Annotated in this window: 13 protein-coding genes; 9 read left to right on the top strand and 4 right to left on the bottom strand. The window is 71.0% G+C overall.

Annotated features, from left to right (window positions below; genetic code table 11):
* Entirely contained in the window at positions 1-1,302 is a 1,302-nt protein-coding gene (locus LZ199_RS46830; RefSeq protein ID WP_253998313.1) for a TldD/PmbA family protein, read from the bottom strand.
* A gap of 105 nt (positions 1,303-1,407) precedes the next feature.
* Here LZ199_RS46830 and LZ199_RS36015 point away from each other — a divergent pair, with 105 nt between their 5' ends.
* The 3 genes from LZ199_RS36015 (at position 1,408) to LZ199_RS36005 (ending at position 4,610) form a co-directional block, all read left to right on the top strand.
* Positions 1,408-2,823: a metallopeptidase TldD-related protein gene (locus LZ199_RS36015; RefSeq protein WP_253998312.1), complete on the top strand. Its 1,416-nt coding sequence runs from the start codon at positions 1,408-1,410 to the stop codon at positions 2,821-2,823.
* 166 nt (positions 2,824-2,989) lie between these two features.
* Positions 2,990-3,874: a pirin family protein gene (locus tag LZ199_RS36010; protein WP_253998311.1), complete on the top strand. Its 885-nt coding sequence runs from the start codon at positions 2,990-2,992 to the stop codon at positions 3,872-3,874.
* A 91-nt stretch (positions 3,875-3,965) separates the two neighbouring features.
* On the top strand, positions 3,966-4,610 hold the full coding sequence (locus tag LZ199_RS36005) for a hypothetical protein (protein ID WP_253998310.1): 645 nt from the start codon (positions 3,966-3,968) through the stop codon (positions 4,608-4,610).
* Between the two features lie 16 nt (positions 4,611-4,626).
* Here the strand turns inward: LZ199_RS36005 and LZ199_RS36000 are convergent, their stop codons facing one another.
* The 3 genes from LZ199_RS36000 to pdxR form a co-directional block, all read right to left on the bottom strand.
* Entirely contained in the window at positions 4,627-5,055 is a 429-nt protein-coding gene (locus LZ199_RS36000) for a 2TM domain-containing protein (RefSeq protein ID WP_253998309.1), read from the bottom strand.
* Between the two features lie 64 nt (positions 5,056-5,119).
* Positions 5,120-5,596: a carboxymuconolactone decarboxylase family protein gene (locus LZ199_RS35995; protein WP_253998308.1), complete on the bottom strand. Its 477-nt coding sequence runs from the start codon at positions 5,594-5,596 to the stop codon at positions 5,120-5,122.
* 161 nt (positions 5,597-5,757) lie between these two features.
* The gene (gene pdxR, locus LZ199_RS35990) at positions 5,758-7,296 is read right to left on the bottom strand and encodes a MocR-like pyridoxine biosynthesis transcription factor PdxR (RefSeq protein WP_253998307.1); all 1,539 of its coding nucleotides are present in this window, start codon (positions 7,294-7,296) and stop codon (positions 5,758-5,760) included.
* Between the two features lie 165 nt (positions 7,297-7,461).
* On the opposite strand from pdxR, the gene LZ199_RS35985 reads away from it, so the two are divergent.
* From LZ199_RS35985 to LZ199_RS35960, 6 genes are all read left to right on the top strand, one after another.
* Complete coding sequence (locus LZ199_RS35985) at positions 7,462-7,698, top strand: helix-turn-helix domain-containing protein (RefSeq protein ID WP_253998306.1); 237 nt, start codon at positions 7,462-7,464, stop codon at positions 7,696-7,698.
* Between the two features lie 350 nt (positions 7,699-8,048).
* The gene (locus tag LZ199_RS35980; RefSeq protein WP_141643684.1) at positions 8,049-8,255 is read left to right on the top strand and encodes a cold-shock protein; all 207 of its coding nucleotides are present in this window, start codon (positions 8,049-8,051) and stop codon (positions 8,253-8,255) included.
* A 75-nt stretch (positions 8,256-8,330) separates the two neighbouring features.
* On the top strand, positions 8,331-8,513 hold the full coding sequence (locus tag LZ199_RS35975) for a hypothetical protein (RefSeq protein ID WP_141643683.1): 183 nt from the start codon (positions 8,331-8,333) through the stop codon (positions 8,511-8,513).
* 215 nt (positions 8,514-8,728) lie between these two features.
* Positions 8,729-8,932, top strand: coding sequence for a cold-shock protein (locus tag LZ199_RS35970; protein WP_253998305.1), 204 nt, complete (start codon positions 8,729-8,731; stop codon positions 8,930-8,932).
* Between the two features lie 98 nt (positions 8,933-9,030).
* On the top strand, positions 9,031-9,906 hold the full coding sequence (locus tag LZ199_RS35965; protein WP_253998304.1) for an ABC transporter ATP-binding protein: 876 nt from the start codon (positions 9,031-9,033) through the stop codon (positions 9,904-9,906).
* A 14-nt stretch (positions 9,907-9,920) separates the two neighbouring features.
* Positions 9,921-13,523 (top strand): ABC transporter permease/M1 family aminopeptidase, encoded by a 3,603-nt coding sequence (locus LZ199_RS35960; protein WP_253998303.1) that lies wholly within the window; start codon positions 9,921-9,923, stop codon positions 13,521-13,523.
* Positions 13,524-13,595 lie beyond the last annotated feature (72 nt).

Raw genomic sequence — 13,595 nt, 5'->3', positions numbered from 1 at the left:
TCAGCGCCAGGGACGGACGGTCAGCCCGCGGAAGCGCACCGCGGGTTGTCCGAAGGACACGGGCAGGGCGCCGTGGTCCAGCTTGCGACAGCCGCGCGTGGCGAAGAGGTTGCGCGAGTCGGCGCCCACCGCGTCGATGGAGGCCAGGGCCTCCAGGCCGTTGCCGGCGAGGATGCCGGGTGACACGCGCTGGCCCACGCGGCCATCTCGCACCTCGCGCGCCTCCACGATGTAGAAGCTGAAGTCCCCCGACAGCAGGTCCATGTGCCGGGGCGTGAGGTGCTGGACGAGCAGGCCGTGAGGCACTCCGGCCAGCACCGATTCCAGGTGGCCTTCGTGAGGCTCCACGCGCGTGTGGGCCATGCGCGGCAGCGGCGGATGGCGGAAGCCCACGCGTCGACCGTGGCCATTGGGGATGTGCCCCAGCAGCCTGGCGCTGCGCGCGTCGAGCATGGGCGAGCCCACGACGCCTTTGTTCAAGAGCGGCACGGACTGGGCCGCGTGGCCCTCGTCATCCCATTGAAAGCCGAGGGCGCCGTGTCCGTCGGTGGGGTCGTCCGACACGGAGAGCCAGGGGCCAGCCACGCGTTGCCCCAGTCTGCGCGCGAGGTACGAGCCTCCGCGTGCGACGACGTCCCCCTCCAGTGGATGCCCGCAGACTTCATGGAAGAAGCAGGCGGAGGCGGCGCCCGGAGGAAAGACGATGGGGAACATCCCCGTGGGACAGGGGATGCCGGGGCTGGACTCGCGCAGCTCGCGCGCCAGTCCGTCCACCAGGGACTCCAGGGTCGGAAGCGCCGCGTGCAGGTGGTTCAGGTCTGGGAAGGCGGTGGCGCGCCAGGCATCGAGGACGCCACTGTCCGTCGTATGGAAGGTCTTCACTTCGAGGATGGCGTGGCGGGAGTCCTGTCGCACGGCGCGTCCGTCGTCGAAGCACAGGGTGCGCCGCTCGACTTCCCGCAGCAGCACGTCCAGGTGCGTGGCTCCGGCCGCACGGGCGGTGTCGACCAGCCTGCGCGTGACTTCCGTCGCCAGCGCCGCCGTCGTCTCGAGGACCGGAGTCGGGTCGAGCAGCTCCCGCGCACCGGTCCTCAAGTCCCCGGGCACGCCGTGGACGGGGAGGGTGCCATCGACCAGGACTTCCCACGTGTGCTCGACGCCGCCGTCCACGGTGAGGGCGTGGGACAGGCCCTGCTCCTGGTGGAGGGCCTGGACGCGCGTCCCCGAGCGGGAGTGGGCGACCTCGGTCGCTTCCCGATGCTCCACGAACCAGCTCGACGTGTTGGGCTTCTCGACGGGCACGTCGCTCCGTTCTACCACCGTCGTGGCGAGGGGCCGAGACCCACGCCGGGAATCGCGCGGCGCCCACGGACGGTCCACCGGGGAGATGGGGCATGATGGGGACGCGTGAGCATCGGCAACGGGCATGGCGAGCGGCGTGACGAAGCGAAGGTGACGGCGCCGCACGTGCTGGCCGAGGCGGCGCGCGATGTGCTGGAGGGTTTTCGTCGGGCGCATCCGAGCCTGGAGGCCGAGCTCTTCGTCGTCGTGGAGGGGAAGCTGACGCTGGAGCTGGAGGCCGCCACGGGCGCCTTCGCCGCGAGCCAGGGCGTGGCGTGCTCGGTGGCGGCGCGGGTATGGGACGCGCAATCGCGTGGCTTCGTGTCGGGCCCCGTGCGGGGTCGCGAGGACCTGGAGCGCTGGCTGGATGCGGCGGTGCGAGGAGTCGCCGCTGGGTCGCGGCCCCCTCCCATTGGCTTCCTGACGGTGACCCCGCTTCCCGCGTGGAAATGGGAGCCCTCCGTGGAGCGGGCGCGGAGCGAAGCCGCGCGGCTGGTTCGGACGGTGGTGCCCTCGGGCACCGTGGTGCAGGCGTTGGTGTCCACCCATCGCACCACGTGGTCCGCGTTGCTGCGAAGCAGCGGTGGTGTGGTCGCGCACGTGGAGGACAGGGAGGAGGCCTTCGTGCGCTGCGAGACGTCTCGTGGCGCAGTGGTCGATGCCGTGGCGCGAGCCCCAGGACAGGACGCGCTGGAGCTGGAGTCCCTGCGCGAGCGTCTCCTGGAGGCAGTGGCGGCGCTGGAGGCTCCGGCGAAGCCACGCGCGCGAGACTCCGCGACATCGCTCATGGAGGCACCGGCGCTCCTGTCGTCTTCCGAGGAGCCAGTATCGGAGGTCGCGGACCCGACGTTGCCACTGGTGCTGCGTCCCGCCGTCGCGGCTCCGCTCGTCGCCGGCCTCTCCTGGCTGCTTCGCGGAGATGTGGCCGCCGCGACGCCGGGCCTGGCGCGCGCCGTGGGGAAGAAGGCCTTCCCCTCCGTGCTCTCCGTGGAGGATGACCCGCTACACCCCCAGGGGACACGGCGCCGCGAATGGGATGACGAAGGTCGTGAGGCGCGCGCGGTGCGGCTCGTGGACGAGGGCCGCCTGCTGGGCTTCCTCCACTCGGAGCAGACCGCGACGCGCCTCGGCGCGCAGCCGTGTGGCCGCGGACTGCGCGAGGGCGCCTCCGAGCCGTCCGCCACCGCGCTCAACTTCTTCATCGTCCCACGCGGCGACGCGCTGCCCGCGCACTACACGGAGCTGGTCGCCCGCGTGGAGACCTTCACGACGATGCCCCGTCCCGGGCGCGTGTCCCTCATCGCCGGAGGCTGGGAGGTGCGAGAAGGACGTCGCGTCCGTCGCATCGCCCCCATGTCACTGGAGCTCCCGGTGCTGGAGACGTTCCGGGCGCTCAGGGGCGTGGGCGCCGACCTGACGTTCTTCCCCACCGCCGAGGGCTGCGGCACACCCACCCTGGTCCTTCCTCCCCCATCGGAGTGAAGCCCGCCCGGCCTGCCCGGGCGAGAGGTGCGGCCCCCGCGTCTCGGTCCAGGAGCCCGTCGCCAGCCGCTACCGGCGAGCCATGCGGCGGGCGATACTGCATTCGCTCCGCGCTTCGACGCACGGGACCCGAGCGCCAGGGTGTCGCTCGAGGAGGAGATTCGAGATGGGGTCGGATTCATCGTCCGCGGCACGTGCCACGGGCTCGGCGGAGCGCGGCGTGGTGGCGCTGTGGCCCGCGAAGCAGACGGAGCTGGTGGGTGACTCACGCGTGCTGCGAGCGCTGCCCCGCGTGGAGCTGCGACGCGTGGGGCCCTTCGTCTTCTGCGACCAGTTCGGCCCCTCGCCCGCCGTCCCAGGTGCGATGGCCGTGCCGCCCCATCCCCACGTGGGACTCCAGACGGTGACGTACCTCTTCTCGGGGGCCATCCGTCACCGCGACTCGCTGGGCACGGTGCAGGACATCCACCCGGGCGATGTGAACTGGATGACCGCGGGACGCGGCATCGTCCACGCCGAAGACGTGGACTCCAGCCCGGGCGCCGCGCCGCTGCACGGCATCCAGACGTGGGTCGCCCTGCCTCGCGCGCAGCGCCAGGTGGACCCCGCCTTCGAGCACGTCCCCTCGTCGCGACTGCCCCTGGTGGAGCACGAGGGCGCGCGCGTGCGGGTCCTCGCGGGACGGCTCGGCGAGGCCCTCTCCCCCGTGCCCGCCTTCCATCCGCTGACGTACCTGGACGTCGAGCTGGAGGCGGGCGCCTCCGTGTCCCTGCCGGTGGAGCCCACGCACGCGCTCGCCGTCTACGTCGCCGAGGGTGACGTGGCCGTGGGCCAGACCTCCGTGGACAAGGGCGTGCTCGCGCACCTGGACGAAGGCGCGCCCACGTTGTCGCTGCGCTCGGCGCGAGGCGCACGGGTGATGGTGCTCGGTGGCGAGCCGCTGCCGGACCCCCTCGTCATCTGGTGGAACTTCGTGGTGGACAGCGTGGCCGAGGGCCGCGCGCGTCTGGCGGACTGGGAGGCTGGACGCTTCCCGCCGCTCGCTCCCTGAGCAGCCCTGGCGCCGGGCCCTCGTACCCGAGGGCCGAGGCCCCACGACCCGAATCCAGTGCATGCTGCGCCCCGCACTCGGGAGGACATGGATGTCGGGTCAGTCGTTGGCGCTGAAGCTGCTGGAAGGCGCGAGGGAGTGGGCGAAGCGGCTGCCGTCCACGCTGTCTGGAGACCTCGCCGTGGACGTAGGGGGCAAGCGGCTGCGGCTGTCCCACGTGCGCGTGGAGGCCGTGGTGCGCCAGCTCCTCGTCAAGGTGAAGCACCTGGAGCTGCGCCATTGGGAGGCGCGTCCGGAGCTGTACGACATCCGCCTGTCGGTGAAGGGCTGGAAGCTGCGCGTCGAGACGACGCTGGAGCGCGTGGAGTTCGCCTCGGGGCGCTATCGGCTGTGGCTGCGCACGCCGGGACGCGTGGAGCTGGAGGAGTCGCGGGGCGCGTCGTCACTGGTGATGGGGGTGTTGCGCGCGGGGGCCGGGCGCTCCGCCGTGCGCGCCCTCGCCGAGCGACTGCTGCCTCCCGGCATGCGCTGGGACGGGCAGGTGCTCCAGGTGGAGGGCAGGCTTCCTCCCGAGGGAGTGCTGTCCGCGAAGCTCTTCGAGAACGCCTCGCTCGCGATGAGCGTGGAGCACGTGGAGGAGGGACTGTGGCTGGGCGCCGAGGCGTGGCCCGGCCTGCTGGACTTGCTCCAAGCGCTGTTCGGCACGGAGCTGCCGCGCACGCCACCCGGGACATGAACCGCGGCCCTCGCGGCTACTCGTCGTCCTCCACCTTCAGCTCGCGTTTGGCCATCTCCATCACCGTGGCCATGGCATGGAACGCCAGCCCCATGCCCCAGCCCAGTGCGGGCCAGTGCACCCACCAGCCAGGGCCGGAGAAGAGGTCTATCAGCGTGAGCCCGCCGATGACGATGGTGTAGCTGAGGCCGTGCGTCGCGAGGCCCAGGAGCTCCTTGCGGTCCTTGCGCTGGTTCTGCTCCTTCTGGGCGCGGGAGACCAGGGCGACCTCCACGGCCGCCTCGCTCAGGCCCATCTCCCGCGCCATGGCGAGCACTTCCTCACGGGTCAGCGTCCGCGCCGGCTCGCGACTCGCGAGCGCATGAGCGCTGGCCTCGCGGATGATCTCCGCGGCCTCCCGCTCGGTGAAGTGCGTGGGAGGAGCCTTCTGTCGGGTGTCCGCCATGAGCCCCGGACAGTAATGCTTCGCCCGGGCCCGCGTCGATACACCCGGGCGGCGCCCGCGAACCTCAGCCCCCCTTCTGCGCCGACTTCGGAGGCTGGTAGGCGCCGGGCACCGAGCGCGCGGCGATGGCCAGCCGGTTCCACGCGTTGATGGTGGCCACCGCGCCGGTGAGGTCCGCCAGCTCCTTGTCCGTGAAGTGCGGCTTCACCGCCTCGTGTACGGCGGCGGACACGTGGCCGTGCTTCAAGTCGGTGACGGCCTCCGTCCAGGCCAGGGCCGCGCGCTCCCGCGCCGAGTAGTAGGGGCTCTCCTCCCACGCATCCAGCCCATAGAGGCGCTGCTCCGTCTCGCCAATGGCACGCAGGTCCTTCCAGTGCATGTCGATGCAGTACGCGCAGCCGTTGAGCTGCGAGGCGCGCAGCTTGATGAGGTGCAGCAGGCCCACCTCCAGCCCGCACTGGTGCAGGTACTTCTCCAGCCCCATCATCGCGGTGTAGATGCCGGGGGCGACCTTCGCGGTATCGAAACGCTGGGCTTCCATGGTCTTTCGTCTCCTTCCGAGAGGGACCTCGTGTCCCCATCGCTGAGGCGTGAAGTAACCGGGGCGGTCATCCCGCGCGAGGGCCACTCGCGCACCGTTCGATGGTGCCACTTCGGGCCCGCGTGGGGGCCACTTCCCAGTCAGACGAGGCAGGGCTCTGTTCAGCTCAGGGCGCGCGCGATGAGGCGCACACCCTCTTCGATTTCCTTCTCGGGCACACACGCGTAGCCGAGCAGGAGCGCCCCGGGGCCCGAGGACTCGAGACGGAAGGCGGACAGGGGCATCGTCATCACCCCGGCCTCGATGCCTCGCGCGGAGGCCTGGCGGTCATCCACGCCCTCCGGCAGCCAGCCCACCAGGTGCATGCCCGTGTGGAGGGGGGACACGTCCAGCCGCCCCCGCAGCTCGCGCCGGGCCGCTTCGACGAGGGCCTCCTGGCGGTCGCCGTACAGCACGCGCATGCGGCGCACGTGGCGGCTGAAGTGGCCCCCATCCAGGAAGTCCGCGAGCACCGACTGCTCGACGATGGGCGTGTGGCCGTCGGCGAAGCGCCGCGCCGCGCTGAAGGCCTCCACCAGCGACTCCGGCACCACCAGGTAGCCCACCCGCAGCGCCGGGGACACCACCTTGCTGAACGTGCCGATGTAGATGACCCGCGCGTCCGGCGAGAGCCCCTGGAGCGCGGGCAGCGGCCGGCCCACGTAGCGGAACTCGCTGTCGTAGTCGTCCTCGACAATCCACGCATCCGAGCGCGCGGCCCACGCGAGCAGCGCCTGCCGCCGCGCCTCGCTCATCGCCACGCCCAGCGGGAAGTGGTGGGCCGGGGTGACGATGGCCAGCCGCGCGTCGGGCCGCAGCCGCATGCCGGCCTCCACGTCCAGGCCCTCGGCGTCCACGGGCACCGGCACCAGCGTGGCGCCCGCGGCGATGAGCGCGCCCCGGCTGGCGAAGTAGCCCGGGTCCTCCACCCACGCGGCGTCGCCCGGGTCCAACAGCACCTGCGCCGCCAGGCTCATCGCCTGCTGAGCGCCGTTGACGATGATGACCTGCTCCGGGACACACCGCACACCCCGCGACGTCGCCAGGTAGTCCGCGACGGCGCGCCGCAGGGGGCCATGGCCCGCGGGCTCCGCGCGCTTGAGCAAGTCCCCCCACGAGCGCCGCCAGCGCGTGTGCAGCAGCCGTCCCCACAAGTCACTGGGGAAGGCATCCACCGACGGCGTGCCCATGCGGAACGCCATCCGACTGGCGGGGATGCCGGGCGCGGCGATGCGCAGGTCCGTCAGCCGCGCCACCGCGAGCCCGCGCTGGGAGATGCCCGGCGTGTGCTTCGGCGCGGCCACCTGCGCCCGTGCGTGTCGCGAGGCATGCAGCCGCTCCGGCAGCTCCTTCGCCACATACGTGCCCGAGCCGGGCTGGCCCTCCAGATAGCCCTCCGACAGGAGCCGCGAGTACGCGTTGAGCACCGTGTTGCGGGACAGGTCCAACTGCTCCGCCAGCGCGCGCGTGGACACCAGCCGCATGCCCGGGCCCAGCCTCCCGGCGACGATGGCCGCGCGCAGCGCCTCCACCAGCTGCGTCTGGAGCGAGCCGCCCGAAGTGGCGTCCAACACCAGCGAGGTCGCCGCCATGACCGCCGGCCGCTTGCGCGACCTCCGCTGGCGGGCCGCTCCCTTCACGCCGGGTCTCGAGGGCGTCATGCCCCGCGCGCCCCAGCGCTGGAGGATTCACACCGGTGATGTTTGGAATCACGAGCCATCACTGTTGGAAACATCCGCAAGCAGGTTACGTGACGGCCTTGGTCCGAGTCGCGGCCGGGGTCCGCCCTGGGTCCGGCGGCCTGAAGCAGGAGAAGGGGGAACGTCATGCTGGGGTGGCCCTGGTTTCACCTCATCGTCGCGCCGCCGCGCGCCAGAATCGAGGAGGGAATGCGCGCACGGCTCTTGCGCGTGGCCGAGCAGCTCGTCCGGGAGCGGGGCCTGGAGGCGCTGACGCTCGCGGCCGTGGCCCGCCGCGCGCACGTGGGACGCGGCGCGCCGCGCTACCACTTCGGCTCCAAGCGCGGACTGCTGGACGCGCTCTCCCCACGGACGCGCCGTTGAGTCCTTCACAATCGGGGTGGACGCCGTGCCCGGGTCCAGGCATGACGGGGGCCGCCCGGAAACCAGGGGGGGCGCGGGGGTGTTGCCCGCCTGCCCGTGGGCGCTCTGTCAGAGGCTGGATGCGGGGTCTTCTCACCTTCCGGAATACAGCGGAGGGGAGCGCCCACCGTTAAACTGAAACGAGAATTGTTCGGGTAGCTCGTGCGTTGTTCCGCGCGGGGTTGGGGTAGGTTGGTTTTTCGAGGCCTGGATGTGATGACAGAGGCCTCCTATCAGGCTAGAGGCAGTCCGGCACCCCAGGTTCGGGGTGGAAGGCGGCCTCGACTGCCGCAAGACGAAAGAAGACGCATATGGCGACTGGTTCCGTGAAGTGGTTCAACGACGCGAAGGGCTTTGGCTTCATCGCGCAGGATAATGGCGGCCCTGACGTGTTCTGCCACCACACCGCCATCCAGGCGGACGGTTTCCGGACCCTGGCCGAGGGTCAGAAGGTGGAGTTCGAAGTGCAGAAGGGGCCCAAGGGACTCCAGGCCTCGAACGTTCGTCCGATCGGCTGAGCGCGTCCGCTCCAGCACTCATGCCCGGTCTCCTTTTGAGTGAGGTCGGGCTTTTGCTTTCAGGAGGGAGGCGACATGCAAGGAAGGTCGACGAAGCGTCAGAAAGAGCAGGCGCGCAAGCAGCATCAGCAGGAAAAGGATGCCAAGCGCGAGCAGCGCAAGAAGGACAAGGGGGACAAGACGCCCCGCCAGCCTGGTGAAGTGGACCCGGACATCGCGGACATCATTCCCGGTCCGCAGCCGGTTGTGGAGTACTAGGTCCCCACCGCAGTCGGGCCCACCACGAAGCACCGTGGTGGGCCTTGTTGTATCCCGTCTCCGGGGTGACGCCCTGGGTTCCCCGAAAGCTCACCGGTGGATAGTCGCGAGCGTCGCCCGTCGACAGGCGCTTCGGGTCCGGGCTACGCGTCGTCCCCCATGCCACTTTCCGGGCATGTGGCGACGCAAAGGTCGCGACAGGGAGGATGCCGCGTATGGCGACGGGTACCGTGAAGTGGTTCAACGACGCGAAGGGTTTTGGCTTTCTCGCGCAGGATGACGGCGGCGCTGACGTGTTCTGCCACCACACCGCCATCCAGACGGATGGGCACCGCACCTTGACGGAGGGGCAGAAGGTGGAGTTCGACGTGCAGAAGGGGCCCAAGGGCCTTCAGGCCTCGAACGTCCGCCCTATCTAGGGAGTGACGCGGGGGCCTGTCTGCTCCACGGTGCTGCAATCGCTCGGGGAGCCGGAGCGTAGCAAGGCGGTCATCCCTACCGCCCCACCGCGCTCCCCATGCTGCGAATCTCCGCTGTCTCGAAGTCGTATCCCAATGGGGTTCGAGCCCTCCAGGGCGTCGACCTGACCATCGAACGAGGACTCTTCGGCCTGCTCGGGCCGAACGGCGCGGGCAAGTCCACGCTGATGCGCATCCTCGCCACGCTGCAGGCGCCTGACTCCGGGCAGGTCGTCTTCGACGGGCTGGACGTGCTCGCCCAGCCGCAGGCCCACCGGCGGCACCTGGGCTACCTGCCCCAGGACTTCGGCGTGTACCCGGGAGTGTCCGCCGTGGAGCTGCTCAACCACCTGGGCCTGCTCAAGGGCCTGACGCGCGCCAAGGAGCGCCGGGAGCAGGTGGACGCGCTGCTGCACCTGACGAACCTCCACGCCCACCGCAAGAAGGCCGTGAGCGGCTTCTCCGGCGGCATGCGGCAGCGCTTCGGCATCGCCCAGGCGCTGCTGGGCAGCCCCCGGCTGCTCATCGTGGACGAGCCCACCGCGGGCCTGGACCCGGAGGAGCGCCAGCGCTTCCACAACCTGCTGGGCGAGGTGGGGGAGCACGTCGTCGTGTTGCTCTCCACGCACATCGTCGAGGACGTGCGCCAGCTGTGTCCGCGCATGGCCATCCTCTGCGACGGGCGGGTGCTGTGCGAGGGGGCGCCCGAGGCGCTGGTGGCGTCCCTGCAAGGGCGGGTGTGGCGCAAGACGGTGGAGAGGGGGACGGTGGAGCGCTACCGCGCTGCGTTCCCATTGTTGTCCACGCAACTGCAGGCGGGCCGCACGCGCGTGCACGTGCTCGCGGACGCACGGCCGGAGGAGGGCTTCGAGCCGGTGGCGCCCGACCTGGAGGACGTCTACTTCTCCACGCTGTCCCACCGGCGCGCGGCGTAGGGCAAGGACACGCCATGCTCCGGGGCATCCTCCACTTCGAGTGGCGCTACCAGACGCGCCAGGCCGTCTTCTTCGCCGCGTCCGCGTTCTTCCTCGGGCTGGGCGTCCTGTTCGTCGCCACGGGCTACGGCGGTGACGGTCTCCACGTGAATTCGCCGTACAGCGTGGCGCAGTCGCTGGGCCTGTTGTCGCTCACGTCCCTCTTCGTGCTGGGCATCTTCTGCGCGAACACCGTGCAGCGCGACGCCGAGCACCGGATGACGGAGCTGCTCTACACCACGTCCGTCACCCAGCGGGACTACCTGCTCGGCCGCTTCCTGGGGGCGCTGCTGGCGACGCTCGCCGTGTTCGCCGTGGCGGCGCTGGCGCTGATGGTGTCGCCCTTCGTGGTGGAGGTGGCGCCCGAGCGGCTGGGGCCCCTGCGCGTCGCGAGCTACCTGTGGGCGATGCTGGTGCTCGTGGTGCCCAACGTGGTGTTCGCCGCGTCGCTGCTGTTCGCCGTCTCCGCGCTGTCGCGCAGCACGCTGGCCAGCTACGTCGGCGGCATCCTCGTGTATGCGCTCTACATCGTCGGCGCCATGTGGGCGGACTCTCCGCTGATGGCGGGCGCGACGCCGCAGACGCCGGAAGCCCTGGCGCGCGCGGCGCTGTTGGACCCGTTCGGCCTGTCCGCCTTCTTCGAGCAGACGCGCTACTGGACGGAGGCCGAGCGCAACACGCGGCTGCTCTCGTTGACGGGCCACCTGCTCTGGAACCGGCTCCTGTGGCTCGGGGTCGCCGCGTGCGTGCTGGGCCTGGTGCACTGGCGCTTCTCCTTCCGGAGCGCGGCGGTGAAGCCCCGGCGGGACGAGCGCTCCCCGGAGCTCGAGTCCACGGCCGCCTCCCCCTACCGGCCCGTCGCCGTGGAGGCCGCGTCCCAGGCGGGCTCGTCGTGGGCGGTGCTGGCCTCCGCGACGCGGCTGGAGCTGCGGCACCTCTTGCGAAGCTGGCCCTTCCTGGCGCTGCTGGCGCTGTGGCTGTTCATGGTCGGCATGGAAATCGTGACGGGCGCGGGGCGAGGGGAGTACGGCACGCGCCGCATCCCCACCACGGGCCGGGTGCTGGAGAGCATCTGGACGCCGCTGTCCCAGCTCGGCACGCTGGTGCTCATCTACTTCGGCGCGGAGCTGGCGTGGCGCGAGCGCATGGCGCGCTTCGACGCGCTGCTCGACGCGACGCCGGTCTCCAGCATCGTCTTCGTCGTGTCCAAGCTCGCGGCGCTGGTGGCGTTGGTGGGTGTGTTGACGGGGACGCCCATGGTGCTGGGCGTGCTCTTCCAGCTCGCGCGCGGCCACCCGCTCCTGGAGCCGGGGCTCTACCTGTCGCTGTTCTACTTCGCGGGGCTGCCGCTGGTGCTGTTCGCGGTGGCGGTGCTGTTCATCCAGACGGTGAGCCCGCATCGCTACGTGGGCATGGTGCTGAGCCTGCTGCTGGCCATCGTCGCGGGCCAGGGCGCGGGCTGGGGGCTGGAGCATCCGCTGACGCGCTTCGGAGCGGCGCCCGTGCTGTCTCACACGGACCTGAATGGCCATGGCCCGCTGACCGCGTCCTTCACTGCCTTCATGGTGTACTGGAGCGCCTTCTCCGCACTGCTGGCCCTGACGACATGGGGCCTGTGGCGGCGCGGACTGGCGCCCCGGCTGGCGGCCCGCCTCCAGGCGCTGCCGTCGCGGTGGGGGAGAGGTGGCCTGGCCTGCGCGGTGGCGTGTGGCGCGGTGCTGTTGGGCACAGGCGGGCTCATCCTCCATGACACCTACGGCCTGAATGGCTACGAGTCCCGCGACACGTTCTCCACGTGGCAGGCGGACTACGAGCGCGCGTACAAGGTCCACGAGGCGCTCCCGCTCCCCAGCATCGTCGCGGTGAAGTCCGCGGTGGACCTGTTCCCGGAGGAGGGCCGCTACCGCGTCACCGGCACGTACCGGCTGGAGAACCGGACGCTGTCGCCCATCGACACGCTGTGGGTCGCCGTGCCCCGGAGCGCGCGGCCCGTGTCGCTGGCGCTGCGCGGCGCGGAGCTGGTGGCGCATGACGAGCGCTTCGGCATGTACCGCTTCAAGTGGGCGTCGCCACTGCTCCCGGGCGACGTGTCGGAGCTGTCCTACGACGTCACGCGGGAGGAGCGGGGCGTGAGGGCGGGGGACTTCGAGCTGGCACTGGTGGAGAACGGCTCCTTCATCCGGGAGACGGAGGCGTTCCCCACGCTGGGCTACCGACGCACGTACGAGATGGGCAACCCGGCCCGGCGCAGGGAGTTCGGCCTGCCGGAGATTCCGAGGATGCCCCCGCTGGATGAGAGCGGCGCCGCGCCTGCGCATGCGGCCCAGACCTGGCACACCCTCGACGTGACGGTGTCCACGGTGGAAGACCAGACGGCGATTGCGCCGGGGACGCTGCGCAGGGAGTGGCGCGAGGGAGGTCGGCGCTACTTCCACTACGTCGTGGACCGGCCGATGACGCCGATGTTCGCCATCGTCTCCGCCCGCTATGCGGTGGAGCGGACGCGGCACCAGGGCGTCGACGTGGAGGTGTATTACCACCCCGCGCACCCCTACAACGTGAAGGCGATAGTGGCCGCGATGACGCGCTCGCTCGATGACTTCGGCGCGCGCTTCCACCGCTATCCGGACACGCAGCTGCGCGTGGTGGAGATTCCCTCGTACTGGGACTTCGGCGCGCTGGCGATGAGCCAGGTCATCTACTTCGTGGAGGACCGGGGCTTCCTCACGGACATGAGGGGAACGGATGCGGTGGACCTGGTGACGCGGCGCACGGCGCACGAGGTGGCGCACCAGTGGTGGGGCCACATGCTGGACCCGGCCACCGTGGAGGGCGCGACGATGCTGGTGGAGTCGCTGACCAAGTACTCCGAGCAGCGGGTGCTGGCGGGCCTGCACGGCGAGCGCTCGCTCTTGCCCGTGCTGGCGTTCGACCGGGACCGCTACCTGGTGGGACGCGCGGAGGAGGTGGAGCACGAGCCACCGCTCTACAAGGGCACGGGCCAGTCGTACCTCTACTACGGCAAGGGCGCGCTGGTGATGAACGCGCTGCGGGACTTGCTGGGCGAGGCGAAGCTGGACGCGGCGCTGCGCCACCTGCTGCATGCGCAGGGGCGGGAGAGTTCACTGACGACGTTGGACCTGCTGGACGCGCTGCACGCGGAGGCGTCCGCCGAGCAGGTGGTCCTCATCGACCAGTGGTTGAAGGAGGTCGTCCTGTACGACTTCAAGGTGGAGGCCGCCACGGTGGAGGCTCGGGCGGATGGGCGCTTCCAGGTGACGGCCTGGGTGACGACGTCCAAGCACGCGCGCCGGGGGAGCGAGGATGTTCCTTTGCCCATGGATGAGGCCCTGGACGTCGCCGTCTACCGCGAGTCCCCGCGAGATGGCTCCGGAGAGGACGCCCCGCTGCACGTGGAGCGCCTGCGCTTCCAGGGCGCGTCCACGCAGGTGTCCTTCGTGGTGGCCGAGCGCCCGACGTACGTCGGGGTCGACCCGTTCTTCCTGCGCATCGAACGCGAGCGCGGCGACAACTTCCGGAAGCTGGAGGAGCGGCGGGAGGCGTCGGCGTCGCGTTAGTCGAGCACGGTCCGCTCTCCAGCGAGGCACGGGCCGTCCCTGCGTCGACCGGAGCGACGAGGATGCCGCTCC

The organism is Myxococcus qinghaiensis (assembly GCF_024198215.1).
GTDB lineage: Bacteria > Myxococcota > Myxococcia > Myxococcales > Myxococcaceae > Myxococcus > Myxococcus qinghaiensis.
This window is presented reverse-complemented; position numbering and strand designations above follow the sequence as displayed.

What these genes read in the sequence shown, in the direction of transcription:
- LZ199_RS35980 (WP_141643684.1), top strand. Translation starts at nt 8,049, where the DNA reads ATGGCGACTGGTTCCGTGAAGTGGTTCAACGACGCGAAGGGCTTTGGC.
- LZ199_RS36005 (WP_253998310.1), top strand. Translation starts at nt 3,966, where the DNA reads ATGTCGGGTCAGTCGTTGGCGCTGAAGCTGCTGGAAGGCGCGAGGGAG.
- LZ199_RS35985 (WP_253998306.1), top strand. Translation starts at nt 7,462, where the DNA reads ATGCTGGGGTGGCCCTGGTTTCACCTCATCGTCGCGCCGCCGCGCGCC.
- pdxR (WP_253998307.1), bottom strand. Translation starts at nt 7,296, where the DNA reads ATGACGCCCTCGAGACCCGGCGTGAAGGGAGCGGCCCGCCAGCGGAGG.
- LZ199_RS36010 (WP_253998311.1), top strand. Translation starts at nt 2,990, where the DNA reads ATGGGGTCGGATTCATCGTCCGCGGCACGTGCCACGGGCTCGGCGGAG.
- LZ199_RS35970 (WP_253998305.1), top strand. Translation starts at nt 8,729, where the DNA reads ATGGCGACGGGTACCGTGAAGTGGTTCAACGACGCGAAGGGTTTTGGC.
- LZ199_RS35995 (WP_253998308.1), bottom strand. Translation starts at nt 5,596, where the DNA reads ATGGAAGCCCAGCGTTTCGATACCGCGAAGGTCGCCCCCGGCATCTAC.
- LZ199_RS35965 (WP_253998304.1), top strand. Translation starts at nt 9,031, where the DNA reads ATGCTGCGAATCTCCGCTGTCTCGAAGTCGTATCCCAATGGGGTTCGA.
- LZ199_RS35960 (WP_253998303.1), top strand. Translation starts at nt 9,921, where the DNA reads ATGCTCCGGGGCATCCTCCACTTCGAGTGGCGCTACCAGACGCGCCAG.
- LZ199_RS35975 (WP_141643683.1), top strand. Translation starts at nt 8,331, where the DNA reads ATGCAAGGAAGGTCGACGAAGCGTCAGAAAGAGCAGGCGCGCAAGCAG.
- LZ199_RS36000 (WP_253998309.1), bottom strand. Translation starts at nt 5,055, where the DNA reads ATGGCGGACACCCGACAGAAGGCTCCTCCCACGCACTTCACCGAGCGG.